We start from the raw sequence: 25,805 nt of genomic DNA on the forward strand, positions 1-25,805 counted from the left end.
AACAGTATTATGCAAAGGAGTAGCAGCCATGGTTAGTTTTCGTGAACACGCTCGCTCACTAGGAAGCGATTTCTCGCGTTTCATCTCGGTGTTGCAAAGGCAAGGAGCGAGGAAGGCAGCTGAAAAGGCAGCTTTCGCTCTGTCACGTCGTATTGCACCGAGGCCCGCCGGTGGGTGGTCGGACATTGAAGAGATTATCCCGGCGCTTAACTCGAGAAAGCCTTTTCGAAAAATAAAAGTCGCATCAATCTTGGACGAGTTTTCCGAACAAGCTTGGGGATATGAGTTCGATTTACAGCCGGTGAGTCCGGGAGAGTCATTTGTAGCCGATCGTAAGAGCAGTAAGCGGCCCTTCGAGCTTCTTCTTGTGGAATCCGCATGGAATGGCAACGGAGGAAAGTGGCGATATCAGCTGACGGGAGAGAACGCGCCTTCGCCAGAACTGAGAAAGCTGGTGGATTGGTGCAAATCTAGCGGAATTCCGACCGTGTTTTGGAATAAAGAGGATCCGGCTCACTTCGATGACTTCATCAAGACGGCGGAGCTTTTCGATTTTGTTTTCACCACAGACGCAAATCTTGTTCCGCGCTACAAGGATCTTGTGCCTAGTGCGAGAGTAGGAGTCCTTCCTTTCGCTGCGCAACCTGTTCTTCATAATCCGATTTTGAAAGCGGGGGAGGAACGTCGGGGTGATATCGCCTTCGCCGGGACATACTTTGCACATAAATTTGAATCCCGTCAAGAACAAATCGCCCTTGTTTTGGGTGCTGCGTTGCGAGCCTCTCAGAGCCTCAAGGAGGGGTTGGTCATTTTCTCGCGTTTTGCAGGAAAAGAAGCCAAATACCAGTTTCCTTCAGAGTACGAGCGCTATGTAGAAGGAGCGCTGCCGTACAACAAGATGTTGTCAGCGTTCAAGAGGTTCAAGGTCGTTCTTAACGTCAATACCATTACACAAAGCCCCACGATGTGCAGTCGCCGCGTCTTTGAAGCTAGTGCGTCTGGCGCAGTAGTAGTCTCAACCGACAGCGTCGCGCTACGTGGGATGTTTAGCGAGGATGAAATACCAATCATCCGCGATGCGGAGAGTGGAAGTTACTTGCTTCGACGCATCGTTAATTCCCCAGAAGTGAGAGACCGAATCAGCCATAGAGCGCAACGCAAGATCTGGGAGAATCACACCTATACGGACCGTGCTTTCGCTCTTCTTAGTGCGATTGGATTAGTGGAGGAGCAAAGCGTTGTACGGCCAAAGGTTTCGATTCTTGCTTCAACTAACCGCCCACAGCAGTTGAGTCACCTCTTTTCGCAGATTGCGAGACAACGAAGCATAGATGTTGAACTCTTGTTGATGCTTCATGGAATCGACGAACAGCCGGAAACAGTCAGGGCGCAGTATCCTCAAGGGATTTCAGGGCGAGTATTCAAGGCGCCGAAGTCGTGGTCCCTTGGAAAATGTATGAACCACCTAGCGTCCAATGCTACTGGCGAGTATATGGCCAAGTTTGATGACGACGACCTTTATTTTGAGAACTACTTACGGGATCAGATAAACGCACTCGAGTACTCCGGAGCAGACATCGTAGGTAAGCAGGCGTCATACATGTACCACGAGCAGTCCGACAGCTTCTTGCTCAGGAATCCGGAACACGAATTGTGTTTCACGGATTTCGTTGCAGGGCCAACACTAGTTTGGCACCGGCGGGTTACCGAGGGGTTGAGTTTCCCAGATCGCACCAAGGGCGAGGATACGGGGTTTCTCAACAGTGCGGTTAAGCGTGGATACACTATCTACTCTGCGGATCGCTTCAACTTCGTCCAAATGCGATCTTCGTCTGTTATCCACACTTGGGAAGTCGATGACGAGGTCATCTTCGCAAATTCCCGTGTGATTGCTATCGGGTCGGGTGTACTTAACGTCGAGTGCTAACGGGGCTATGTTTCGCTTGCTAGTCGGATAGTGGGGGGAGTGTACGACGCTGCCGTTTCTCGAATGATCTCAGCTGCCTCGTTGTCTCTTCCGGTCGCTGCTCGGTTGCTCCACACTCTGTAACGCTTTGTCAGTGACTCGGCGGGTCCGTCTGCGATGATTACACCTTCGTGAAGCCACAGCGCACGTGTGCAATTGTCCTGGATCGTCTTTGCACCATGTGATACTAGGAAAACGGTGCCCGATTCTTCCAAGAATGAATCCATTCGCTTCTTAGCTTTCGAAGTGAAGGTCGAATCTCCTGTGGACAGGGCTTCGTCCACTAGTAGGATTTCTGCGCGGACTGATGTTGCGATGGAAAACTTTAGACGAGCCGACATACCTGAAGAGTAAGTTCGGAGTGGGCGGTCGATCGAATCGGTCAAGTCCGCCCATTCGATTACGGAGTCTTCTAGTTGCGCAACTTCCTCAGGACGTAGCCCCATGGCAAGTAAGCCTAGCCGTACGTTTTCCCTTCCAGTTAAAGCACCTTGAAGTGCGGCTGACACTCCCAGGAGGCGTGGTTCAGCAGATACTCGAACGAGCCCAGAGGTAGGAGACTCGTTTCCGGCGATGATGCGAAGCAAGGTTGATTTGCCGGAGCCGTTCTTTCCTAAAATGCCAACGGATTCGCCTCGGTAGGAGACGAACGAAACGGACTTCAAGGCTTCGACAGAAGTGGTCTTCCTGCCGAGTCCACGGATCGATCCAGAGGACGTCAAACGGTAAGTTTTAGAGAGTTCTCTCACGACAACGGTTGGTTTACCGGACATGCGAATACCTTTCTTCGGCTTCCCAGAAGAAAATCAAGCCGATGATGAGCAAGCCCAGTGTCCAAACCACCAGATAAAGCCATCGGCCAAGGGGGGGAACGGTTTGGTAGATGGTTGCTTCTCGTACTGCTGTAAGGAACTGGTACGCAGGGTTTGCAAGCATGATCGATTGGATAGTCTCGTTCGAGTCGAAGCGGTGAATATCGAAGAACACGCCTGATACGAAAAATAAACCCTGCGTAAAGGTGGACACAAGTGCCTTTAGATCGGGAATGAAAGCGGTAACCCTTGCTACGATCAGCATCGCCCCCAAAGTGAACAAATGAATCATCAGGAAGATAATGGGCACTGCGAGGACGGCGAAGCTAGGAACTAATCCGTGATATAGGAAGGCAATGAGTAACCCGACGATCGCTGGTGCAACATTATCCAGTAGTTGCTTGACAGTGAGAGAGAGGGGGAGCGCTGCTTTCGGGAACGAGAATGAAGAGATCATTCCCTTTGAGCTTTGGATCAGTCCTGCACCAGAGTTGATACCTCTAGTGATAAAACCGAAGAAGATTACGCCGATAACCAGGTAACCAATAAAATAATCAATACTCTTCGAAATTTTGAGGACAACGCCGAACACAAGGATATATACAGCAGAGTCGAGAATCGGTTGGAGTACAACCCAGGCTCGGCCGAGGTACATATCTCTTCCTCGTGAGAACGCTTTATTCCTCGCTTCAGCCCAAATAAAGTGACGGCGCTGCCAGATTTGTGCGAGGTACTTTCTGAGGCCTGGTCGGGCGCTGAGTCTCCTCAAATTAGTGTCATCGACCTCAATGATGGTGGGTTGGAGTGTGCTCACGATTTCATCCTCAGCTAACAGTTTGCGTGGGTCTTGCATTCCTTGACCATAATCTAGAATTTCTTTTGCTAATCTCCTAAAAGAGGGAATCGGGGTGGTTGCCTAGTAGGATTATTAAAACCTTTTGAATCATTCAGATCGCACTAGGGCGTGAGAACACAATTGACATCATCTGAATTCAGTTTGCTCATTGTTGGCGGGTGCGTGAGCCGCGATACCGTGGATCCTCTGTTGGGGGAGAATTTCGAACTGAAAAGGTACGTGGCACGTCAGTCGCTCATTTCTGCTGGCACGGATGCAACTCAACTGGTTCCAAATGTCAACCTGAGTAGTCCATTTCAGCGACGGATGCTCGAAGCGGACATAGAAGGTTCACTGTTCCGCGATGTCGACGAGAATGCAGCTGTCGACCTGGTGTTGTGGGATTTAAATATTGAGAGATTGGGTGCTTGGCAGCTCGATGCTGATGCGTTTGTGACAGATAGCGGTGAGTTTCGTAGTACAGAGAACTACAACAACATCACCGCAGGTGTTCCGCACATCGACTTTGGTGAAGAAGACCACTTTCGCATTTGGAAGGAAAGATTCTTCCAGTTCAAGCAGGTACTCCAGGAGAATGGTCTAGTTGATAAAACGATACTTCTAGCGCCTGACTGGGCGTTGGTTGATGAAACCGGCGAAACGGTTGGCTTATTTGAGGCCGTAAAGGCTGGTGTGTATAACGCGATGTACCGTAGGTATTGGGACTTCGCGGAGACGCACGGCTTTGAGGTTGTTCGAATGCAGGATACGGTTGCTGACTCCCGACATAAGTGGGGGCCAGCGCCGTTTCACTACACTGAGAGTGTTTATGAAAAACTTCGCAAACCCATATTGGAGAAGTTAACATAATGCCTTTACGCAACCTGCTGAAACAGGTCATAATTCACTGGCCATTTGACCAGTTGTACCGCCGTATTAAGCCGATCCAAACCAAATCGATGGGACATTGGCTTGATGGTAAATCCTCTCGAGGTCCTGCTTTGATGGCATCGCGTGTAAGGCGCTCCCAGGATGTATCTCCGTTTGGGAGAGGATATCTCTTTGCTAAAGGGTGCAAACCCCATTTTGTGCCGAGTGGGTGGAGGCACGTTTCCTCCGCTGGTCTTGATCTTTGGCATGACGCACGTCTGCCAGTGGAAGTCTGCGTTGGAGACGATTCCGATAGAACCGTGATCCTCATCGGCACGGCAATTGATTCAGATCTGCAATCGAGCAATCAGGCAGAGATTGGCCGTTGTCTTATTGGTGCGGCGGACGGAGACTTAACTTTTCGGGCATTGGATGAGTATGTCTCGTGGCTCGGAGGCCGGTATGTGATTGTTGTCATCGATGGTGAGGCGCTACGAATCTATGTTGACGCAACAGCAAGTCGGTCATGTTTTTGGAGCGTAGGTGATCGAGGTTTTGTAGCTTCTTCGCATTCGACTTTGACCGCACGTGCCGTAAATGCTGTAGCTACTGACCGCTCGCGCTCGTTCTTAAACCATCCTGATTACAAAAGTCCTGCCGGGAAGTGGCTTCCGGGAGCGATGGCGCCGCACGACGCAGTTTCGATGGTCGTTGCGAATTGTGTCTTGACAGTGCATCGTAATGAGGTTAAGCACTCTCGATTCTTTCCTCCGAAGGGCTATGTGCCCAAAAGGCGTAGTGTCGTTGAAGCTGCTCGGATGGTTGAGGAAGAACTCAACCATCAGCTTGCCCTCGGAATGGACAAGGAAAGGCCTTTCTACTTCGGTTTAACTGCTGGTTGGGATTCGCGTGTGTTTCTTCAATCGACACTGGAGCGCTTGAAGGCGCTAAACGCGATTGCATTCACTTATCACTCCTTCGATAAAAATCCTTCCCATTCTAGGAATGATTTGATTGCGGCCAGTCGATTGGCAGTGAACTCTGACTTGCGGTTCTTGGTAATGGACTTGAAGCCGGCCGGTAAGTCTAGTCAATTCAGTAAAGCCTATGCGAAAACATTTACTGGATGGGCACGGTTCCCTGCATTGGCCGAAAGTTTCTACAAGGAGCTTGCTCCTGACGGTCAGGTAGCGATTCTGCTCGGTCCGGAAATCGGCACGGTTTTCTACCGCGAGAGAGATCCTTCACTCCTGAATGCGCGTGGTCTTGCTACGAAATTTACGCAGTCGTCGTTTTCGGAAAACACTGATCTGATTCGATATCTGGACTTATATATCGACTACACTCAGTTGGATATGGGCGAACAGGCAATCTTTCACCCATTTGACCTTTTCTATTGGGAAAGCCGCTTGAGTTCTTGGGCCGCAGGGGGATATGCAGAGTATGAAATGGCTGCAGATGTAATACTGCCTTTTAATACAAGGAGGATTCTCGTACCGATGCTGGAGCAATCGTTTGAGGCTCGTTTGAATAAGAGCGTCTACCGGACAATTCTTCACTTGCATTAGGTAGGAACGGAGCCAAGTTCCGGGTTGCTGAGTCCTCATTCTGTTTACAGCTCGGTATTGAGTGAATGATTAGACATTGATAAGTCTTAGGTTTCGTTTCTGCAGATCACCCGTCGAAACGTTGCGATTTCAACTTCAACAATATCGTCCCACCTAGGCGTGGTCGTGATTATTTGTTGGTTGTCAGTCTCATGTTTGGCCCTTCGAGTGTGATGATCTCAGCGCCGGCAACGAGTCGGTTGAGGATTGATTCGGCAATGACGGCGTCGGGAATGGATTTGTACCAGTCTTCTGGAGTGAATTGCGACTTCACGATCGTGGAGCCTCTGGGCGGGATCAAGCGGTTAATGCGCCACGTTTGAATAGTTGCTCGAGTGTCTCACGTGGTGTTGCGCCGCCGAGGACTTGTCGTGGTGTGTCGTTGAGCTCGTTTTGCACCCAGGCGACGTGCTCGGTGTCAGATGCGGGTTTTTGGTACCGGGACCGGGCCGACGGAGTCGGCCCGGCTGTTTGCTTTATTCGTCCGGTTCTATTGGCGCGGTGGCCTTGCGCATGTCGAAGTTGTGTCTGATCTGATGTAGGTGGTCCAGTTCGGCTTGGGAAGTAGTCCGTTTCGGCGGCCGTTGTTGAGGCGGCTAACAAGTGAATCGGCTCCGACTCTGTCGGGGAGCTCTTCGACCCAGTAGGCGGCGGCCGATCGGGAGGAGATTAGTGTTGGGAGCCGACCGTCGCGGTCGAATATGATCTTGCTTAGGTCTTCTTGCCCGCGCTGGTTGATGCTCATGGTCATAAAATCGTCGATGATAAAGACATCGACATTGATCAGTTTCCGCATCGTATCGAGGTAGTTTTGGTCAGCATCAGTCGGTGAGAAGACCGCCAACATGTCTACGAGTTGGTCTAGCCGGTAGTAGGCCACGGAGTATCCGGCTTGACATGCGGCGACGCCGATGGCGCAGACTATGTATGTTTTCCCTGTTTGAACTGTCCCAGGTTTTGTTCCGTTTGAGTAGATGGGAAAATCTGGGTTATGCCGAGGAAATTTGATCAGGCTGCTAAGGATCGAGTGGTGCGTCTTGTTGAAGACCGGATTCTGGCAGAAGGATTGTCCACGCAGGCTGCCTGCCAGGTGGTCGCTCCGAAGTTGGGGGTGTCGTGGCGCACTGCCAGGCAGTGGGTGCAGCAAGCACGCAAGCGGGGATTGCCGCAGCGTGCTGAGGAAGATGTCATTGCCGAAAATGCCAGGTTAAGGCGTGAAAATCAGGAGCTTCGTGATACCAATGAACTGCTGAAAGCAGCGTCGGCTTTTTTCGCGTCGGAACTCGACCCAAAACGTCAGAAGTGATCCAGTTCATCGACAATTACCGTGAGCATTTCTCAGTCGAGTTCATCTGCAAGACGTTAAACACCCACCGCAGCGGTGGGTTCCTGTCCTCACGTGGTTACCGAATGGCGAAAGCACGTGGGGTAAGTGCACGTGCACTGCGTGATGCTGTGCTTATCGAGCGGGTGAAGCAGATTCACCAGGATAATTACGGTGTTTACGGCATCCGCAAAATGTGGCATGCACTGCGACGTGACGGCATCGACATCGGACGTGAGCAAACCGCCAGGCTGATGCGCCTTGCTGGGGTGTCAGGCAAGGTGAAAGGGAAAACTTTGATCACTACCCGCAAAGCACAGCAGGTGGATACTCGTGATGACCTGGTGCAACGCAACTTCCGTGCTGATCGGCCGAATCGTTTGTGGGTGGCAGATATTACCTATGTTCATACTGTGGCCGGGTTCGTCTACGCCGCGTTTGTCATCGATGTGTTCTCCCGCAGAATTGTTGGGTGGGCGCTGTCAAACAGCATGCGTACCGAAGCGTTGCCGCTGCAGGCTTTAAATCAGGCGATTGCCCAGGCGAAAGACACTGCAGGCTGTGTCCATCATGCAGACCATGGCGGACAGTACGTCAGCATTGTGTACAACAACCGGCTTGCTGATGCAGGGATTGTGGCTTCGACTGGAACCGTGGGTGATTCCTACGACAATGCGCTGGCGGAAAACGTCAATGGCTCCTATAAAAACGAACTCATCCACACTCGCCGATGGAGCGATGTCGTTGACGTTGAAATTGCAACGTTTCAATGGGTGAACTGGTGGAACGAAACCCGGCTCCACGCCGCACTTGGGTATGCCACCCCAGCCGAAATCGAAACAGCGTTTTGGGCTGAACACCACACATCAGCAACAATAGAGAACAAGGCAAACGCCTAGGAACAAAACCCGGGGCAGTTCAGCAACACCCCATGAGGGGCACTAAAACTCAACCAGGGCAGTGCGGATCTCAGTAAGAGGAAATTTGTAGCCGGTCCTCGTCTTGCGGTGCTAAAACTTGTGGGCTGCCGTCTGTTGGGCGGACGTTGTTTGTCACAAGCTAAGATGGAAACCTGCTAGGTACTGTGACCGTCGTCTGGAGCGTGTTAGGGGTTTAATGTGAGTAGGCAGAGCACGGGAGAATCGTCTCTTGTTTCTGATTTGGGGTCCCCAAAGCAGCCGTCTTGGACGGCGCGAACAAGTCGGCGTATTGCTGTTATTGGATCTGAGGATTTTGCAGACGGCCTGTCAATGGTTGCGGACGTGATCTCCATAAATCCCGCAAATCTCGACTCGATACCCAATGGCATCGATGCTATCCTGGTGATACCTTCTGAGGTGCTTATGTGGGGCATAGAGCTCTCGGTGGGTGGAGGTCTGCTTGAATCGATGCGCGAGATCGCAGCGGCGCGGGGTGCACGGTTAGATCTCTATGACTTCAACGGTCTGATGCGTGGTGCTGACCTCGAGAAGGCAACTGTTCACTTTGATGCGGTAATTACAAATAATCCGGCTGAGTGTGGAAAGACGAAAGCTCCGATGGAGACCGCGTCACGGCTTCATCTGTTCCCGTACCCGATTTTGCCCCAGCATTTCAACCCGATAGAAATGGAGGCGAAACGGTGCCGGGAACTTATTTACTACAAGAATCCCAATCAGGCGATTCCAGTCTCTGCCAGGCGAGCACTGTCCGGTGCTTCGGTAGCGAAAATAGCAACCCATATCTATTCTGTGAACCGCGATCCAACTGGTGGGAGTTCAACCGAGTCGGGCGTTGATCTCGGTAATGACGTGATTCACCGAGTGGAGACACTCTCAGACCGGGAAAGCTACGGTTCGGCTAGCCGCTTCTCCGAGTTCGCAGTATGCGATGGGATAACGCCTGCCGACGATCCTGGAGGCGTAGGAATTCTTGGACATATCGCGCGAGGAACTATTGTTTTTGCGGATTACTCGCGTTTTGTTAATGGGGCGATACCCAGCGTGGCAATGGTTGAGTCTGGAGCCGATCTTCAGAGTTTTATCGACAATCTTCCGGCTGAATACGCAGCATTAGCGCGCTTGGATGGAATTCGTTACGTTTTTACAACCTCTACCTTTTGGGATTGGGTCGCATATTATGAAGATGTTACTTTCGGAGGGGAAATCAGCGAGCCGATAGTTGCGGTCATTGCGGAAAGCTATGAGGATTTCAAACACTTTACCTCCGTGCAAACGGTTAGTGGACGATTCGTTTACGCTTCCGATGATGAAGATGCGGAGGCTGTGATCGGTGATGGTACTGGACTAAAAATTTATTTAGATAGAATTCCCTTCAGGTCACCAAACCTCTACGCAGATTTCAAGAGTGCGTTACGGTACTCCAGTGTTACTCATTTCGAAGTATGTGCTGCAGATGACCCTAGGACTGCATACATTGAGCTCGATGGTGCCGCGGTAAGTGAAGTACATGCTGTCTGGGTAGATGCGGGGACGGAGTCAGCCTCTTCGATGTTAATCCGCACTGATGTACTTGAAAATGCGGGCAATTTAAATAAACCGAGTTTTGGAGTGTTAGAAGATAGAGATCTGACAATCGTCATCCCAGTGTTTAATAATGGGAGGCACCTGCTTTTTAAAGGGCTCCAATCGCTCTGGAGGGAGTCAATTCAAGATGCTGCAGTAGTGCAGATCGTCGATGATGGTTCTACCGATGCGGAAACCCTTCATATACTGGAACTCCTCGAATCGTCTAGCCGTTTCCCATCGATTCTGAGACTTGCTGAGGGTGGGTCTGGTAGCGCTGCCAAGCCGAGAAATGTTGCCCTTGATCAAGTTCGCACGCGGTATGTGACTTTTTTGGACCCTGATGATGAACAGATGGGGCGTGGATACCACCAATTGCTTAAAGAGGTCGTTGAAAGTCAAAGTGACATCACAATTGGTAATACAGTTGTGCGACGAGGGGGAAGGGTTTGGGTTGGAAACGTGCCCAACGTTGAAAAAGGCCTGAAACAACTAGGTTTGAACCCTGATTCAAGGGGGCGCTACTACCTGGGGAATGACAACAGGGAGCTATTGAAGGCAATAGACTTCCAACCATTCAGCATTCAAGCAACGATTGCAAAGACTGATTTCTTGAATCAGTTCGGACTTCGTCAAGCCGAGGGTGCCTTCGGTGAGGATTCATTGTTCTCGCTCAAGATGCTTTATGCGGCACAATCTGTCAGTTTCGTGAGAAGCTCGATTTTCGTCTACAACGCTGAAGTGCCAGGTTCTGCCGTTAACTCCATCAGCATTCGCTTTTTCGAGAAGTCATTGTTGGCGGAGAAAGAGCAGGTGGAATGGCTCGACTCTTTGGGGCTAAGGAGCGAGTATGCTAGTCGGCGTTTTATGAAAATGCTCAAAGTGTGGTACTTGCAAAAGGTTAACGAGCTTGCCGTCGAGCAGAGAAGGAAAGGATTGGAAATTATTCACTCCATAGCCGAGCTTTACGGTCGGGATGTCACTCAGAATGACGAGTATCGCGAGGCAATGAGGTCTGCTGGTTTAGACCTATAGAATCGATCTTCAAACGGCAAATGTTCCGAAGATTCGCTTATTGAGACCTCTATTCGGTTTAAGGTTGGAAAGTTATGAATAGCCTGAGGCATAAGCTGTTATCTCCTAATGCGAGAACTGTCGTCTTTATCATTGGCTGGGTTATCCTTGCGCTTTTTATGGTGCTATGCCTATGTGGAGCACAGCTCAAGTTTTTGGCTGGTACAGGGGTCATTGGACTAGCGTTTCTTGTGACGGCAAACTCACTAGCGGTTCGTGCTAGCCTTTGGAGAAGCCAAGCAAATTTGACCGCAACAAAAACTTCCCTGAGTGCGGCGAGCGACGAGGTCGTTGACCTCTTGGTACGCAATACCGAAAGCGTAGACAAGCTGATTGCAGGTCAAGGTAGGTCGCAACGCGATGTGGCATCGAGCCGTGATGTAGGCAGTTCGAATTTTGGAGCTTTTTCGACTTTTACTCCAGACGTAACGGATGCTCGAACGGTTTTTCCTGATGAACCCTACCTGGCAAACTATTTGAATGCGCTCAGCGGAGTATCGAAAGGGCCGATCTTGGTTGTTGGTGCCTTTGAGGCACAGAATAATGATTTGAAAAGGAAAAGGTTGCAATCCGTAGCTGCCGATCTGGGGATTGGGGTCGAAATCGTTTCATCCGTAGAAGAAAACTCTCCTGTCTGGGACGTTAGGAGCTATAAGCATATAGCGATACTTCCCCATGAAGACGAGCCCGCATCGTTGATCCCATTTAGCTGGGTTGAGTCCCGTGCTCAGATCCACGTTCTCGCGTGTCATGTGCGCGATGGGTACCTTAGGACGCTCAACTACGGAACGGAAGTGGAATTCGCGTATCTTCCAGGAAGTAAATTTGGTATTGAGGTTAAAGTTAGGAGAAATCTAGCATGAGTTTCCTGAATTCGGTTATCAAAAAGGTCAGTGACTCACATGTCACGCGTCGAAGGTCTGTGCTCGAGCCGCAGGTCGTCGCCGTGTTGGATGATTTTTCCACACTCTGCTTCGCAGACGATGCGAACATTTGGCAAATCGATCCCCAGCAGTTTAGCCTCGATCTTCAGAAGATCCGCCCTGATTTTCTCTTGGTTGAGTCAGCTTGGCATGGTAATGCCGGCCGTTGGCGCTATATGGTGAATTCCGGCAGCGGCCCGCAGTGGCCGTTAATTAAATTGGTCGAGCTATGCCGACAGCTGGGGATCCCAACCGTATTTTGGAACAAAGAAGATCCCCCTCACTTTGACGAGTATTTGCCGACAGCAAAACTGTTTGACTTTGTCTTTACTTCTGACGGCGATATGGTTCCAAAATATAAGAGCAAGACATCAGCCCGTGGGGTGGACCTCTTGCGGTTCGCTGCAAATCCGAAGATTCATAACCCCTCTAGGGTGGCGGATTATCGAAAAGGGGATATCGCTTTCGCAGGTCAGTATTTTGCCGACAAGTTTCCTGAACGACGACAGCAGATGGAAGCGCTTTTTTCTCCGGCACGAAAGTACGACTTCTCAATCTACTCCCGCGGATTGGGGGGGAAAGACATTTACCAGTTCCCATCTCCGTGGGATGACTACGTAGTAGGTAGTCTTCCATATGACGAAATGGTTAAGGCTTATCGGCGGCACAAAGTCTTCCTAAATGTGAACTCGGTCGTCTCTTCTTCAACCATGTGCGCACGTAGAGTGTTTGAGCTCTCTGCAGCTAAGACAGCCGTGGTGGGTATGCATAGTGACGCAGTTAGGTCTGTGTACAGCGAAGACCAGGTGCTGCTAGCCGATTCTCCAGGGGAAGTCGCGGACATTTACGATTTTCTTCTCGGGACGGAGACTGACTGGAGGACGACCGTTCAACGCGCCTGGCGCCATACATTAAGCCACCACACGTACCGCCATCGCCTTCTGCAAATTACTGAGGCAATTGGTTACCCGCGACCCGAAGACAATATAGAAGTCATTGTGTGTGTTGATGACTCGTCTGGATCACTCGCTACAGACTTAGAGAAGCAACAGTTCACATTATCAAGCAGTGTAAAAGTTGAGGTTCTTCATGTCCGGGAACTGGGTGTACATGGGCTTCGAAGTCGCCTTGAATCGGGGGGCGGGCGTCGCTACCTCGCGTATATGTCTAACCGGTGGCGGTATGGGCGCTTCTACTTGAATGACCTCATCTTATCAGCCGAGCAGCAGTCGGCAGCCTTCGTCACCAAGTGTTTGCCGGGTGACGACCCAATCTTGGACGAGACGTGGGGAAGTAAGCGGCTTCCTGCGCATGGTTGGCTAGCGCAGTTGAACAAGTGTGATGTCGGAGAACTACTTCGTACGGTCGAGACGGCAGGATTCATAACATCCGTCGAGGACGATGTTTACGTCAGCGACCCCTTGGGCATCGATACGGTTGGTAAACGGACTGCAAACGCGTTATTAAACGTCTAAGGAGTTATCTTATGCGAGTCTGCATTTTCGACGGAATTCTCGAAACCCATGTCGGTGCATCTTTGGAGAGATCGTTCAAGAAATTTGGTTACGAAACTTTTAATACAGGGAAGATCGGGTCGGGTTTTAAGTTTCCCAAGAGCTATGAAGATATCTCCCATTTGGAAGCTAGCGTGCAGATGGCGATTCGCTTCAATCCGGACGTCGTCTTCGTCATGCGACCTGCGTCGCTCCCGCACCACTTATTGAGGAAAATTAAGCGTTCAGGGGCATCAATTATCGCTTGGTTCTCTGATGACCCAGTTCTGTTCGATCTTAGCTATGGCCCTGTGCTTTCTGATTATGATCTGATTTTGCATTGCGGTAACGAAGCGGTTTTGCGTTTCTATGAAGACTATTTCGGATATCCAACCGGAGTCAATTTTCCTTTTTGGACAGATCATATGGCCTTCCCCGCTGTGTGGGGGGATCGTGAACCGGATACTGACCTCGTGTTCCTTGGCAACGTACATGACCCGGTACGCAGGGAAAGATACTTCGCCTTTGGCGAAACCGGGTTAAATATGCGAGTGCACGGCAATATTGGCGCTGACTACTATGGGCTCAGCGGTGGCTACCTTGTAACGGATGAAGAAGTAGTCAACTCTGCTTCGACAGCGAAGCTTGCACTTAACATTCCTCAGTTTTTCAAGGATCACCGCGGGCTGGAAACCTGGTTCCCCGGCCTAGATAAGCTTGGCTACTTCGAATACCCTAGTCGGGTCGTCCAGTATATGGCTATGGGAATTCCGACTATTTCCATCGTGCCTGGAGGGGGACAATTTCAGACTTATCCTGAAATGGGAATTGCGCAGAGTATGCAGGAAGCATACGAACTTGCTGAAAATTGGCTGTCGGATGGAAATCTTGCAAGTCGTAGTTCAGCTGTGCTTGATCGGTTTGACCGGCACTTTTCTTCTGACGCTAGAGTTATGGCTATTGAGAATCTGCTGGAAGATGATTCATGGCGCCGTCTAGATACGAGAGAACGATCGTCCTGGTTTGAACAGTTTGATGCCACAGAGCATCTGAATCATGAGCAGTCTCAAGTTGAGCCGGCTGGTGTCCCAGTCGTTGCTGGGGGAAAGACACTAAAGAAGGTGACTCTTCTAACGTTTGGTGCTCAAGAGGAGTATAGCGTCGCGCGGGCTGTTGCTGAAGTTTTTGAGGAGAACGATGACTTCGAGTCGGAGGTCGTCCAGCTCGAGATTAACCCGCGCTTAATCACCGACGACCCGCAGGGGATTGTTGATCATGCGTTGGTCGTCGGAAGTGACTTGTTGAATCGTATTGGGGAACCGGATTGGTTGCTGGTGGTTGGTGCAGGGATAGCCATTACTCAGGCTGGTGCTGATCGCCTTAGCGCCAGGGGGATCCGCACCGCGATCTACTGTGATCAATCGATCTCAAAATGGCGGAAGTTTAACAGGTTGTTAGAGGGGTATGACGGTGTCTTGACACCTAACTTCACGCTATTTGAGAGAGGTAAACGCCAAGGATTTAAAAATATAGGGTTTGTGCCATACTTCGTGCGCCCAGCATTTCTAAGAGCCCTGGAAGATGTCGAACGGCGCCCAGAAGTTATACGGATTCGGCAGAGTGCGAAGCACGAAGAAGTAATGTCGCCATCAATCTATAATGATGCGCAGTTCCTAGATCAGACTATCGTCGAGTATGCAGACCTAGAATCAATGGCACTCGAAGAGCTAGCAAAGTTGTTAAAAGTGGAACTCACTTTTATGACGTTTGCGGGTTCAAGATACGAACCAACGATACCTGCATTAAGCCCTTATGTTGCCGTCGCATCAAGCATGATGTTTAGCGGTAGACCGGCTGTGGCTAACGCTACTTACCCGTATGACGAACTGTGCTATTCAGCGCACGATCCTGGGGAACTGAAGGCGAAACTGAATCGTATCGTCCATTCTTCGTTGCCTTCTGTTCCTGGAAATTCAGCTGTTCTGAACAATATTAGGGATGGGAGACATTTTATTTCAGAGGCTGAGAGGCTGCTTGGTTCTGGTAACCAGGGTAGGGGTTCTGTTCGCAATCTAGCTTCTGGAACAGATATAGATGTTCCATTAACGCTAACGAGCAATGGCGAAGCAAAGTCCTTCGAAATTCGACTTTGGTTAGAAGGCTATGTTGGAGCTCTTGAGGATTGGCGAGTTAAACTTCGGATTAAGGATAAGATCGAGTATGAAAAAACGCCTACTGGGTTCGATGAGCTATTTGTGGATGAAGTCTCTGACATCCGAAAACTAAAACTTACATTAACCTATTTGGGGCGAGCTTTGGATATCCCGAAGACCTTGGCACTTAAAGCTAGAGCCGTCGCTATACCGCAAACAGACATAGTTGGAAGTCCATCTACAAGTCGCGTCTACGAAGTACGCGGTTAAGACAATAGTTTCCCAAGCGTCAGATGGTAATTGCCGTACCTCCTAAGGATGTTATGGACGTAGAGCGTTAGGACATAGATTTCGATGACTTGTTGGGCACTGGGGTGGCATGATTTAATCCTTCCAGATCGGTGGGTTTCACCGTCCACCAGAATCATGACACCCCAAACGCACCTGTAGTGGTCGGCGATGGCACCCAAGTTCAGTTTGCATCCCACGTCAATGGCAATGTCGAGCAACATCAAGTTAGAGAAGTTGCTTCGGGCTTTGAAAATGTGGCGAAACTCCTCGACAACCTGCTCCAAGCCCTTCCCGCTATCGGACTGCCGGACGAAGAGAATAGAAAAGTCGTTGAGGAAGCTGAGTCGGTTCTCGCAGAGGTGACGATGGCACAACCGAACAGGACCCTTCTTGCCAAAGGTATCGATCGACTCAAGGGGTTGCTATCGTCTGTAGCTCTCGGCTTGCATGATGCAGTACAAGAAGAGTCAAAAGCGGTGGCCATTGACTTCATTGAGCAACTCGGTGGCTTAACCTAACAGATATCCCTCATACCTGGCTAACACGGGACAGAGAACTAAGCCACGGACGCATACTCGCAGCGGCCGATTTGTTTAGACGGCTGAACTAATTTCCCTGTAATGGGTGTTGAGTAACGCCTGGGTGTTATAGCAAATACGTGGCCAGTGTCGAAATTTGGGACCGTCGAAAGCGATGGGACTTAGTCTTGGTGACGAGTCGGTTAAAGATTGTTTGGCGCAATGCGTTTATTGTAGGAATGCGCAGAGTCGGATCAAGTTTCGCTGAGCCCGCGACCGAGACAGCGTTCGATGCGTAGTGATCTGAGCACTCGGATGGTTGTCGGGTGGCAGATCGCAGACCGGATGAGTGCGCAACTTGTCGTCGACGCGCTGACCATGGCGCACGCGGCCGGTTTCGTCGCGGGCAACGCGGTGTTTCACTCCGACCGCGGCTCGCAGTACACCTCGAAGCAGTTCGCGCAAACAGCCAAGAAACTCGATGTGCGTTTAAGCACCGGCGCGGTCGGTGTGTGCTGGGACAACGCGGTTGCGGAGTCGATGTTTTCCACGTTGAAGCTGCATCTGCTGTACGAAAAGAAGCAGTTCGCGTCGAAGTTCGACGCCCGCTACGAAGTCGGACACTGGATCGAGGCGTACTACAACCGCCGCCGCATCCACTCCACCACCGGGCTGATCCCCGCCGAAGCAATGCGCCAATTCAAAACCCGCTGCGCCGACACACACGCCGCCGCAGCCTAACCCCCACAACCAAACACAACGGGTTTACCCGTCCACAAAATTTGACACAGCCCACTCACGTTGCCGTCGAGAGCAGCGGAGAGAATCGCGACCGTGATATTGAGGAGGCATTGTCCACTCAGGGGGACAGGACTGCTGACCGACGTCGGCTCCGTCCACGCCTTGATCCCTGATACAACTGCTGGTCGTAATCACGCTGCCTCTCCCTCAGTTGCACGGACCAGTTCACTGAGGAGCTTGATTGCGTCTTTGCGGCGTAGCTCTTCGTGGTATCGCTGGTTGGAGTAGGAGCGGAGGCACTGGTAGCAAGACGTGTCAATGCCGCAACTGCATTGCTGCACTCTCTTCAGTGCTGTTGCGGCTACTTCTGGCATGTGCTCGAAGATCTTCTGGCTGATTCCTGCACCACCGGGGACGGTGTCGTAGAGGACCATGGTTGGTCGGTCTTGCCATATCGCGATGGTGCCGTTGAGGTCGTCTCTGTTGATCTCGAGGAGCTCGGAGGATGCTTCGATGAGGGCGTAGAGTGCACTTCGCCATGGTTCGAAGTCGTGGTCGCGGCATGAGGGGATAGATATTGTTGCGATATCCGTCTGGAAGAAATGTCCGAGCGTTTTCACTTCTAGCCGTCCGGTGCAGTGGCGCCCGTTCCGCGGGTTGGTGTGTTGCTTGGGGTACTTGGCTTCGTTGGTGGCGTAGCCGCAGCGTTCGCAGATTTTGAAGCCGCGCTTTTGGGGTCCCTGCTCCATGATGCCCATCTCGGTGCGCTTCCATGATGCGGTTTCCGCATGGGCACCATGCGCTGCGGAGGGGTAGGTCCTGGTGGCGTTTACATCTCCGAAGTCTCGGACGAACTCGACGCGGTTCCACCGACTGGATGGTGGGACCATCCTGGCCCGGCGCGTTGCCCGTTGCGCGATGAACCCAAAAATGGGGTGCGTCATTTGGCGGTCGCTTCGAATCGGCAGTGGGGCGTCGCAACGTGAGCATACGGTGCCATCTGCGAGTGGGGTGGTTGAAGTTTCGATGTGTTCACAGTGCGGGCACTGCGCCCAGTGATAGCTGGGTACGGCTCGTTCCGGGATGGTTCGTAATCCTCCGGAGGTCCATTCGTAACCGCCGGCGATCACGCTTGAGCCAGGGGCGTAGTCGCTGATAGCCAGTTGCAGGTCGCGAGATAAATTGAGCTGTTGGCCACTGTTGCTGAATGTGGTTTGGAGCTCAACGGTGTCTACCGGGAACCCGTACTTTGGCAGGAGGTTGACGCGGGGAAGGTACGTGAGCAAGTTCTGCCTGATCAGTGTGTTGATGCTGTAGCGGACGGCTTCGGCACCTTTGAAGTTGTGCTCGGCGCTCATCGCATCGCGGGCTTGCACCAGGGTGCTGTGGTCGTGTTTGAAGCCGTCGTACTCTTTCTTCCACAAGTCGAGGTAGGGCTGGATCCAGCCTTTCGATTCGATGCGGAGGGCATCGTGTACGGCAGCCGGGAAGATTCTTCGATTAGCAGCGGTGATCTCGCTGGGGAGGTCTGCGAGGTAGTCCTCGAGGTGCGTGAGCCCTTCGGGCACTAGGTCGGTGCCGAGGAAGAAGTCGCCGATGGTGTTCCATTCGCGTCCGCGCTCAGCCTGGTCTCTGAGGAACGCCGCGAAGGCTACTGAGTACATGTGGCGCTCATCGATGCGAATGTTCTCGGTGGTGATGAACGGTGCTGGCATTTCTCCGTCGATCATGGTGAGTGGATCGGTGAAGATGGAGAAGTCGTGCGAGGCGCGCCGGGCGTATGTGAGCACGAACGCGGCGGAGCCAGCCCGGCGCCCTGCGCGTCCGGCGCGTTGGACGTAGTTAGCGGTGCGCGGTGGGACGTTTCGAAGGATCACGGCCTGCAGATCGCCGACGTCGACGCCGAGCTCGAAGGTGGTGGAACAGCTCAACACGTTGAGGGCGCCCTTGATGAAGTCTTGTTGGATTGCGGCGGCAACCTCCGAGGTCCACTGCGCAGTGTGTTCTTTTGCGCGAAGCGGGATGAGCGCCATGTTTTCCGCGAGGTCGCGGTAGTGGTGGCTCAGGAAGACGTCGCTACTGGTGTTGAGGGGGCGGAGCGTTCCGTCGCAGGAACCGTTGGTGCACAGGTTGAGTACGTTAAACGGGGTGACGGTACGGCAGGTATCGCATTCGTACCAGTCTGAGTCCTGGGCGTGCAGAATTTCTAGCTGTTGGGGAACAACGGCGTACCCGGCTGCCTTTACGCTCGGGCGGTCAATGATGCTGGCTGCCTGCAGGCCCTCGAATGCGAAGCGCAACAGGGTTTCGGCGCGCTCTCCGGTGCTATCTGACTCGCCGATTTTGGCAAGGAACTTCCGGACGTACTGCTCACGGCGGTTCGTCCGTCCGATTGCGGGGAGCCAGGAGTAGACACGGTTGGTTGGGTCGCCTCCACCTTCGAGGCGGAATGAGTACTGGCCGTGAGTTGGCGAGAGCCGGTCGTCATCAAGGTCGACTTTGTCGGAAGCGATAAGGGCGCCACGGTGTCGCATTTCGGTGACCAGGACGTTCAATAGTGCGGTTGCGCTGGCGTGTGCCTCATGAGCTGGGAGGTGTTCGCTGAGCAGCGTGGTTACCTGGTCAAGCAGCGGCATAGTTTGGAGCGTTTCATCCCTGACTTGGATTTTTGCAAGGGCGAGGCCTTCGAGCGAGAGACGTCGTGCGACGGAGGTTAGGTCGGCGAACAGCGCCGTGTGGATGGTTTGTTGCTGCCCGGTTGTGTTCAGCCCTTGTTCGAAAACAGAGTGCTCACGTGCGATTTGCCACGCCTTTGCCGTGATCTGTTCGAGTGAGGCAGGCGCACCGGCTGTAGCTCGCAGGGCTTCCACAAAGATGCGACGTTCGAGCAGACGCTCGTAAGTGTTCTCCAGGTACGGTGCGGCAAATGCCGCGGCTTGTCGGGAATCGGAGAACGTGAGCAGTTTGCGTCCTCCGCCGATCAGTGCACGGGTTTCGACATCTCGTGATTCCGGCAAAAGTTGGAACAGTGATGTGGTGAGCACTGCGGGCGCGGCGTTGTTGTCAGTGAGTAGGCGCCGGATCTGTCCCTCGCGGGAGCCTCCGCAGACAATACAGGTAAGGGAGCGATCGTTGGGAAGCAGACGGATCGGTGCGAGGTCACTACTGTGGCATGTAGTGTTTCTGCAGGCTGTAGCGTCGCTGTGGTTGATGGTTCCGCACGCCATGCATAGTCTGTGCAGTTTGCTTACTTCTGCGTGTGTGTCTGTTGCGTGTGAGGGTTGGAGTACTTGGTCGTCGTCGTCTGAAAGGGCGATGTCGCTGTCTGGGTTGAGTACCGCCCAATAGAGGGAGCGTGAGTCGTGGCTGGATGCAGTTGGTTGGAGGGTTCCGTCAACTTGTTCTGCTCGGATGTGTACTGCTCCGCATGTGATACAGCTGCCGATCTCGTAGACGGGCCGACCGTCCTTTGTCTGAAGGTGTCGCTGGATTTGGATCTGCGGAACCAGCCCAGGTGCATAGGAGAGAAACGCGCCTTCGGTTGCACGGATAAACATGTGGTAGCGCGCAGAGAGCACAGGGGTTCCCTGTGGCTGGGATTGCGTGATTGATCCTGCTAACAGCACAATGTTGTGCACGCGGTGCATTGCCTGACGCAGTTCGAGATCTGGCCAGAGCTCGCGGGCGAGGTCTTCGAGGGGTTGGCTTCCTTGGGTCAGCAGTTCTCGTAGTTTTACTACGTGCTGTTCTCGTTGCAGGGCTTCGTATTCGTTGGTGGCTGTCGCTTCGGCCTGGTTGTACACGGCGGTGCGGCATTCGCCGGTGTCGTAGGGGGCGTCGAGAAGCTCGGGGGTAAGTGACCAGGTGGCCTCGGTGGGGTGGGTGACTTTGGTGGCATAGATGACGTTTTCGGGTTTGAACGGCGCTCCGAAGAGTTCGGTGCCGAACTCGGTGACGCGCTCGTCTCCGCCTTCGAGCGATGCTGAGGTGGCGATGCACTGCAGCGGCTTGTCACGTGAGACGCGGTCGCGTACGCGGCGCAGTAGCATGGCAACTTCACTTCCTTGGGCGCCTGCGTAGACGTGTGCTTCGTCGATCACGATGAACTGCCAGTTGTTGGCGTGTGCGCCGTCGAAAAGGGCGGTATCGCGTGGTCGCAGGAGCAGGTACTCGAGCATGGCGTAGTTCGTCAACAGGATGTGCGGTGGGGTTTCCTGCATTTCTTCACGCGAGAGAAGCTCATTTGGGATGGGGTCGGCATCGTGGCCTTCGACGACTTTGTAGTAATCGAGCGCATCCTTTCGCGTCGTTTTGGTGTCACCTGTGTAGCGTCCGAACGTGATGTCTGGGGTATCTGTGAGAAGCGAGCGCAGCCTCTTGACCTGGTCATTCGCGAGTGCGTTCATGGGGTAGAGTAGCAGCGCACGCACGCCAGGACCGAGCTTGCCGGCATCTCTCTGGCGAAGGAGCTCGCTGATGATGGGCAGCAGGAAGCTCTCGGTTTTACCGGAGCCAGTACCGGTGGAGACGATGATGTTGTTGCCGGCTTGCGCTTTGCGCAGCGCGTGCTCTTGATGCTCGTACAGGGGACGCTCGAGGTCAAAGCTGCCTGAGAGGTTTCGGAATCCGGGTGCGAGGACACCTTCGTCGATGAGCTGGTTGGCCGTCTTGCCCGGGGCGTACGCCGGTGTTAGCTCGAGGATAGGGCCTTTCGCCAGGGAGGCGTCGTCGCGTAAGGTTTCAGCGAATGCCGCTGCGATGTCTGGTTGCCGCATGCGCAACAGGGTTCGCAGGTAGCGGTAGTAGTCATCTTTGATGGAGGAGGCTGCTTCCACTGGGTCGATGTTGTGCTGCGAGGTGGCGTTCGCCTCGTGCACCATTGCTTCTCGCCGCTCCCCTTCGGCGTCAACCGGCGTCGATGCGGGCGGGAAAACTTGGTCAAAGATGCTGCTCATAGTGATAGGTCCTTATTGGTGAGGGAGAGCGTGACTGCCTCCGCGTAGACGAGGTCGAAAATGAAGAGTTTTGGTGCGTGGAGCGCTAGTTCGGCAAGGGTGTCGAGATGTTCGGTGAGGAACGGGATAGGTCTGATCAGTTCGTGCGCGGTCATGCGGAGTAGCAACATGGACACTAACGACACATAAGGGACTTTTGACCACAAGTCGTTGCTTCGCGCACCGTTCGTGTTCAAAGTGGTGATTGCGGGGTAGAGCTCAGAGCTGGCTTTATTGCCGATGAGATATTCCACCCCCTGGAGCTCCTTGAAGAGTGTGGCAATGTCCGAGACTCTGTCCAGTGGCGCATGTGCACGGATGAGCTCGGCATGAGCAATCATGCGCGCAGCAACGTCCAGCACCGCGTGATCGAGCGCAACTACGTTGAGTAGCTCATCGAGGCGTGCTAACCGTTCCGCAGGAATGACTGGGAGTTGTTGTAGTTCCCGATTGGTGTCTTGGAAGATCTGGGAGGGGTTTCCTTGCCGGTAGAGCAAGTTGAAGGCGACTTTGCCGGTGTCTTTCAGGAAAGCCTGTGAGGCCTCTATTTCTTGTAGTGTTTCCGGGGTGGCGGTGCGTTCATGGAGGGTGCATAGGTCATTCATTTCCTGGAGCACCGCGATCCATGGAGCCGGGTGGAATGGGCCGCTGGTTTCTGGTGAGGCAAAACTGTCATATATCAGCCTGGTGGCGAGCAGCATTGCAACCTGTTCATTCTGAGACAGCGATGTCGCGTCGAGCACCTCCAGTGACGCGCGCGGGTTGTGGCGCAGGTGGAGCTGTGTGGCCTCATTGAAGTCCAACATCGAATCACTGTGTGTGTTGATGACGTGGTGGAATTTTCTCCGTGTTTCCCACACCTTCTTAAGCTCACCCGGGAGCAGGGCGTTTTTAGACATTGGCTGGTAGAGCCAGATGTCTGCGTTGTGAGGGCCGACAAAGCTGTTCACGGTCCCATCGTCCACAACGAACGCCTGCCGCGATGGGAACGGGGATGCCCATGTAGATAGGAAGGCCTTTTCTTTCGCGTCGAAGATGAGAGGGCCTTTCCCGAGCAGCGTTTCCGGAAGTTCAGCCGTGTTTCCCTGCACCTTGAGCTCCTGTGCGGGTGCTTCGGGTTCGAACAGGAGCCATGCGCGGAGATCGATTCCCCGTTCAGTCGTTCGTCCTGCTGTCAGTACCGCTTCGGCACCGTCTACTTTCACTTCTTTGAGAAGTTTTGCGCGTGACAGCCGCGCGATGGGAGCGAAGATGTTTGTTCGTTCAACTTCCCCAGGCCGGAATTTGCCACGACGATTCGAGTTCTGGCGAACGTACGCATCGTATTCGGTCTCCTTGTACCAGCTCACTGCGAGTACGTAGGTCCGGCCACTCTCCAAACCAGTGGTAAGGCTGGTCACGCTTGTCTGCCAGCGGTGTTTCTTATAGCTGGAGCTTAGGCTGATGCTACGGAGAACGCGGTGCGTGCCTGCCTTCATTTCAATAATGTGCGCACTGACCTCAAAAGCCGGTTCTGGGAAGCGGAGCTCGAATAATCCGGTGGTCTCCAAGTCGTCGATGTTGAACGTGAGTGGCTCGGAGCGCCATACATTTGCCCGGTCTACTGTGGGGATGCGGAATGCCATGGCTGGAGCGTTGACCTGAACGTCAAGGAAGTACGTGTCTGAGGCTGATGCGTTAGAGACCCGGAATGTCTTCGGTGCGCCGTTGTGTGTTGTGCGCTTGTTGGCTGAAGGAAGCCGGAGGCCGGAGTGGGTTGCGTCGTCAAACGTTACAAATGCTGGGCTGAGCGTGCCACCTGAAGAAAAGTTTTTCCCGGGCTTGGGGATGAGGATCCGGTATGGCAGGGCCTCTGCGGATTGGTACGTGAGGGAGGCCTTAAGCCCCTCGGCGATGTTGATGGTGTAGGTCTCGTTGAGGCTTCCATTCCGGAAAATGCTGTAGTCGAATACGCCGACCCAAGGGTCGTCGCAGGCGTCGAGTAGCGGAATTGGTGTGCCGTACTCTTCCACTTCGTACTCGTAGACTTCGTAGTCTTCAGAGCTAGGGGTGCCATTGACGCGGTGAGTACATTTGATTGACCAGGTTGCGCCGTCGTCGGGCAGGGTAATTGATGGGATGGTGTGCAGCACTGGGTGGTGATTCAGCCCAACAACATGCTCGAGTGCAACGGCCGCGAAGTCTGTTTGCGGAGTCCGAACGCGATTCACCGGGATAGTGTGTTGCTTCGACCCGATTAGGATCTTGAGAGGCTCATTTCGCAGACGAAGATGGCGAATGCGCCACCCGTGCCAGCCATCAACGGGTATGGAAGAGATTTCCGGGTGGTTGCTTGAAAGCTTCGCGCTGCCAGGCATCAGGATGTACGCGGAAGAACCGGTCAACTCTTTCTGATTTCTCCGCAGCTGTCCGCTTTGACGGAGAAACAGAAATGGCCGTTCGGGATCTAATACCTGAGCGATCTTTTTGATGCTGCCACCGCGGAGGCCATAAATGTTCCGAGTTTGCTCGCTGATCGGGACGCGGACTTCCTGGAACCCGAGCGTGGTGTAGTCGCGCGGTTGGGAGATTTCGATGCGTCGGGAGTCAAAAAGGAAGGCGTGCTTGATTTCATGGGCGTCGACATCTTCCATTGCCGGTACAGCGGGGATAACGAACTCAATCACCCCGTTTTCCAGATCAACGTGAACCGTTGGTACGGCACTCTGTTTAGCAGCCCTCGCAGCAATCGGCTCTTCTTGAGTTGCCAGTTCGCGGCCGACGAGCAGATCCACAACCGTGGTGAACGCAGGTTCAGGGAGGGAGGCGGTATAGCCCGGCTCGAAAGCGTCTTCCCAACCAGGGGCTGAACGCGAGAACTCTGCGAGTTCGTAGAAGCGCTCAAGAATGTTGATGGCGCGTTCGCCACTGTATTTCAGCAGGTTCTGGAGTGTGAACGGGAGGTCACGCCGAACTGCATCACCGTGCACATACTGCGCAAATTGGTGGGCATCCTCGAACCTCATCCCATCGCGATGGAGCTTTTGAATCAGCTCAACGACGGTCTGCGCATCCTTTGCTGAGATTCCAGCATGCAAATAAATCTTTGCGACGTAATCACGTCCCGGAAAAGAAACGTAATCAAACGGGTCGAGTCGTGCCCTTGTGAGCCAGGAACGCAGCCGATCACGTGTCAGCTGAGGCAGCCAGTGATCTTCACCCAAGTTAAACTTGTGTAGGAAACTGTCCCAGAACGATGCGTCGCCGCTTGTCAACGCGTGGTGGACCAGCGCAGCAAGCACCACCATCGAGTGTCTATCGATGAGCCCCTTCGCCTGTTCTTCAGACCCTTCCGTCGCTTCAATCAAATGTTTGAAAAACTGGTCGAGCACTTCAAACCCGCGCGTGCCGATATTAAGATCCGCCACAATAAACTGAGGCTCTTCGACTCGAGTGAGGTAGGGCGCCCTGAGGTCACTGATGGCGCGTGCGAGAATGTTTGAGGCGTTCCGCAGCTGGTCAACCACGGTATCAGTCGTGGGTACAGCGTTGAGAAGCTCGGCTAAGTCCTGTTTTCGGGCTATACGGTTTTCAGGCACATATAAATATTAGCTACCGCGCCGGACATTCTTGGGAGTCGCTGATCTAGCCCTTCCCTCCTGACCTATACCCGCAGGTATTCTCGGCATCGTTCGTGGTCAGCAAGTGTCTTCCTCGCATG

14 protein-coding genes and 3 pseudogenes are annotated in these 25,805 nt (G+C 53.0%); 10 read left to right on the plus strand and 7 right to left on the minus strand.

Annotated features, from left to right (window positions below):
• Nucleotides 1–28: 28 nt before the first annotated feature.
• On the plus strand, nt 29–1,927 hold the full coding sequence (locus AK829_RS00860; RefSeq protein WP_083439693.1) for a glycosyltransferase family protein: 1,899 nt from the start codon (nt 29–31) through the stop codon (nt 1,925–1,927).
• 5 nt (nt 1,928–1,932) lie between these two features.
• On the opposite strand, the gene AK829_RS12065 is transcribed toward AK829_RS00860, so the two are convergent.
• Both AK829_RS12065 and AK829_RS00865 read right to left on the minus strand, forming a co-directional pair.
• Nucleotides 1,933–2,739 carry an ABC transporter ATP-binding protein gene (locus tag AK829_RS12065; protein ID WP_083439694.1) on the minus strand — a complete coding sequence of 269 codons (807 nt, stop codon included), beginning with the start codon at nt 2,737–2,739 and terminating at the stop codon, nt 1,933–1,935.
• On the minus strand, nt 2,729–3,592 hold the full coding sequence (locus AK829_RS00865; RefSeq protein WP_198147775.1) for an ABC transporter permease: 864 nt from the start codon (nt 3,590–3,592) through the stop codon (nt 2,729–2,731). The genes AK829_RS12065 and AK829_RS00865 overlap by 11 nt, the downstream gene beginning before the upstream one ends.
• A 150-nt stretch (nt 3,593–3,742) precedes the next feature.
• On the opposite strand from AK829_RS00865, the gene AK829_RS00870 reads away from it, so the two are divergent.
• A complete protein-coding gene (locus AK829_RS00870; RefSeq protein WP_269745054.1) occupies nt 3,743–4,483 on the plus strand; it encodes a DUF6270 domain-containing protein in 741 nt (246 codons plus the stop codon).
• 320 nt (nt 4,484–4,803) lie between these two features.
• Nucleotides 4,804–6,051: a hypothetical protein gene (locus AK829_RS12355; RefSeq protein WP_157045264.1), complete on the plus strand. Its 1,248-nt coding sequence runs from the start codon at nt 4,804–4,806 to the stop codon at nt 6,049–6,051.
• Nucleotides 6,052–6,220: 169 nt separating this feature from the next.
• Here AK829_RS12355 and AK829_RS12735 read toward each other — a convergent pair.
• From AK829_RS12735 to AK829_RS00880, 3 pseudogenes are all read right to left on the minus strand, one after another.
• Nucleotides 6,221–6,379 (minus strand): annotated as a pseudogene (locus AK829_RS12735) (ATP-binding protein); the annotation flags it as partial.
• An 8-nt stretch (nt 6,380–6,387) separates the two neighbouring features.
• Nucleotides 6,388–6,507: pseudogene (locus AK829_RS12070) on the minus strand (IS30 family transposase); the annotation flags it as partial.
• A 59-nt stretch (nt 6,508–6,566) separates the two neighbouring features.
• Nucleotides 6,567–7,030 (minus strand): annotated as a pseudogene (locus tag AK829_RS00880) (ATP-binding protein); the annotation flags it as partial.
• A gap of 51 nt (nt 7,031–7,081) precedes the next feature.
• On the opposite strand from AK829_RS00880, the gene AK829_RS12365 reads away from it, so the two are divergent.
• From AK829_RS12365 to AK829_RS00920, 7 genes are all read left to right on the plus strand, one after another.
• Nucleotides 7,082–8,313 (plus strand): IS3 family transposase gene (locus AK829_RS12365; RefSeq protein WP_408606267.1). Its coding sequence is split into 2 segments (ribosomal slippage): nt 7,082–7,367 and nt 7,367–8,313, totalling 1,233 coding nucleotides; the frame shifts between segments, so codons are not numbered across the junction.
• Nucleotides 8,314–8,676: 363 nt separating this feature from the next.
• A complete protein-coding gene (locus tag AK829_RS00895; RefSeq protein WP_232305758.1) occupies nt 8,677–10,953 on the plus strand; it encodes a glycosyltransferase family 2 protein in 2,277 nt (758 codons plus the stop codon).
• Between the two features lie 74 nt (nt 10,954–11,027).
• Nucleotides 11,028–11,855, plus strand: a complete 828-nt coding sequence (locus AK829_RS00900; protein WP_052203448.1) for a hypothetical protein — start codon at nt 11,028–11,030, stop codon at nt 11,853–11,855.
• Complete coding sequence (locus AK829_RS00905) at nt 11,852–13,390, plus strand: CgeB family protein (RefSeq protein WP_052203449.1); 1,539 nt, start codon at nt 11,852–11,854, stop codon at nt 13,388–13,390. Before AK829_RS00900 ends, AK829_RS00905 begins: the two co-directional genes overlap by 4 nt.
• Before the next feature lie 11 nt (nt 13,391–13,401).
• A complete protein-coding gene (locus AK829_RS00910) occupies nt 13,402–15,831 on the plus strand; it encodes a CgeB family protein (protein WP_052203450.1) in 2,430 nt (809 codons plus the stop codon).
• 131 nt (nt 15,832–15,962) lie between these two features.
• On the plus strand, nt 15,963–16,370 hold the full coding sequence (locus AK829_RS12370; protein ID WP_157045266.1) for a hypothetical protein: 408 nt from the start codon (nt 15,963–15,965) through the stop codon (nt 16,368–16,370).
• Nucleotides 16,371–16,661: 291 nt separating this feature from the next.
• Nucleotides 16,662–17,111: a DDE-type integrase/transposase/recombinase gene (locus AK829_RS00920; protein WP_083439695.1), complete on the plus strand. Its 450-nt coding sequence runs from the start codon at nt 16,662–16,664 to the stop codon at nt 17,109–17,111.
• A 191-nt stretch (nt 17,112–17,302) separates the two neighbouring features.
• On the opposite strand, the gene AK829_RS00925 is transcribed toward AK829_RS00920, so the two are convergent.
• Both AK829_RS00925 and AK829_RS00930 read right to left on the minus strand, forming a co-directional pair.
• On the minus strand, nt 17,303–22,066 hold the full coding sequence (locus tag AK829_RS00925) for a DEAD/DEAH box helicase (protein WP_052203452.1): 4,764 nt from the start codon (nt 22,064–22,066) through the stop codon (nt 17,303–17,305).
• Nucleotides 22,063–25,683 (minus strand): hypothetical protein, encoded by a 3,621-nt coding sequence (locus AK829_RS00930; RefSeq protein WP_052203453.1) that lies wholly within the window; start codon nt 25,681–25,683, stop codon nt 22,063–22,065. The genes AK829_RS00925 and AK829_RS00930 overlap by 4 nt, the downstream gene beginning before the upstream one ends.
• Between the last annotated feature and the right edge of the window lie 122 nt (nt 25,684–25,805).

Source organism: Corynebacterium riegelii (assembly GCF_001263755.1).
Classification (GTDB): Bacteria; Actinomycetota; Actinomycetes; order Mycobacteriales; family Mycobacteriaceae; genus Corynebacterium; species Corynebacterium riegelii.

Bases quoted from the DNA above. Each gene is read 5' to 3' on its own strand.
- AK829_RS00905 (WP_052203449.1), top strand. From the start codon at position 11,852: ATGAGTTTCCTGAATTCGGTTATCAAAAAGGTCAGTGACTCACATGTC.
- AK829_RS00900 (WP_052203448.1), top strand. From the start codon at position 11,028: ATGAATAGCCTGAGGCATAAGCTGTTATCTCCTAATGCGAGAACTGTC.
- AK829_RS00860 (WP_083439693.1), top strand. From the start codon at position 29: ATGGTTAGTTTTCGTGAACACGCTCGCTCACTAGGAAGCGATTTCTCG.
- AK829_RS00920 (WP_083439695.1), top strand. From the start codon at position 16,662: ATGCGTAGTGATCTGAGCACTCGGATGGTTGTCGGGTGGCAGATCGCA.
- AK829_RS00925 (WP_052203452.1), bottom strand. From the start codon at position 22,066: ATGAGCAGCATCTTTGACCAAGTTTTCCCGCCCGCATCGACGCCGGTT.
- AK829_RS12065 (WP_083439694.1), bottom strand. From the start codon at position 2,739: ATGTCCGGTAAACCAACCGTTGTCGTGAGAGAACTCTCTAAAACTTAC.
- AK829_RS00910 (WP_052203450.1), top strand. From the start codon at position 13,402: ATGCGAGTCTGCATTTTCGACGGAATTCTCGAAACCCATGTCGGTGCA.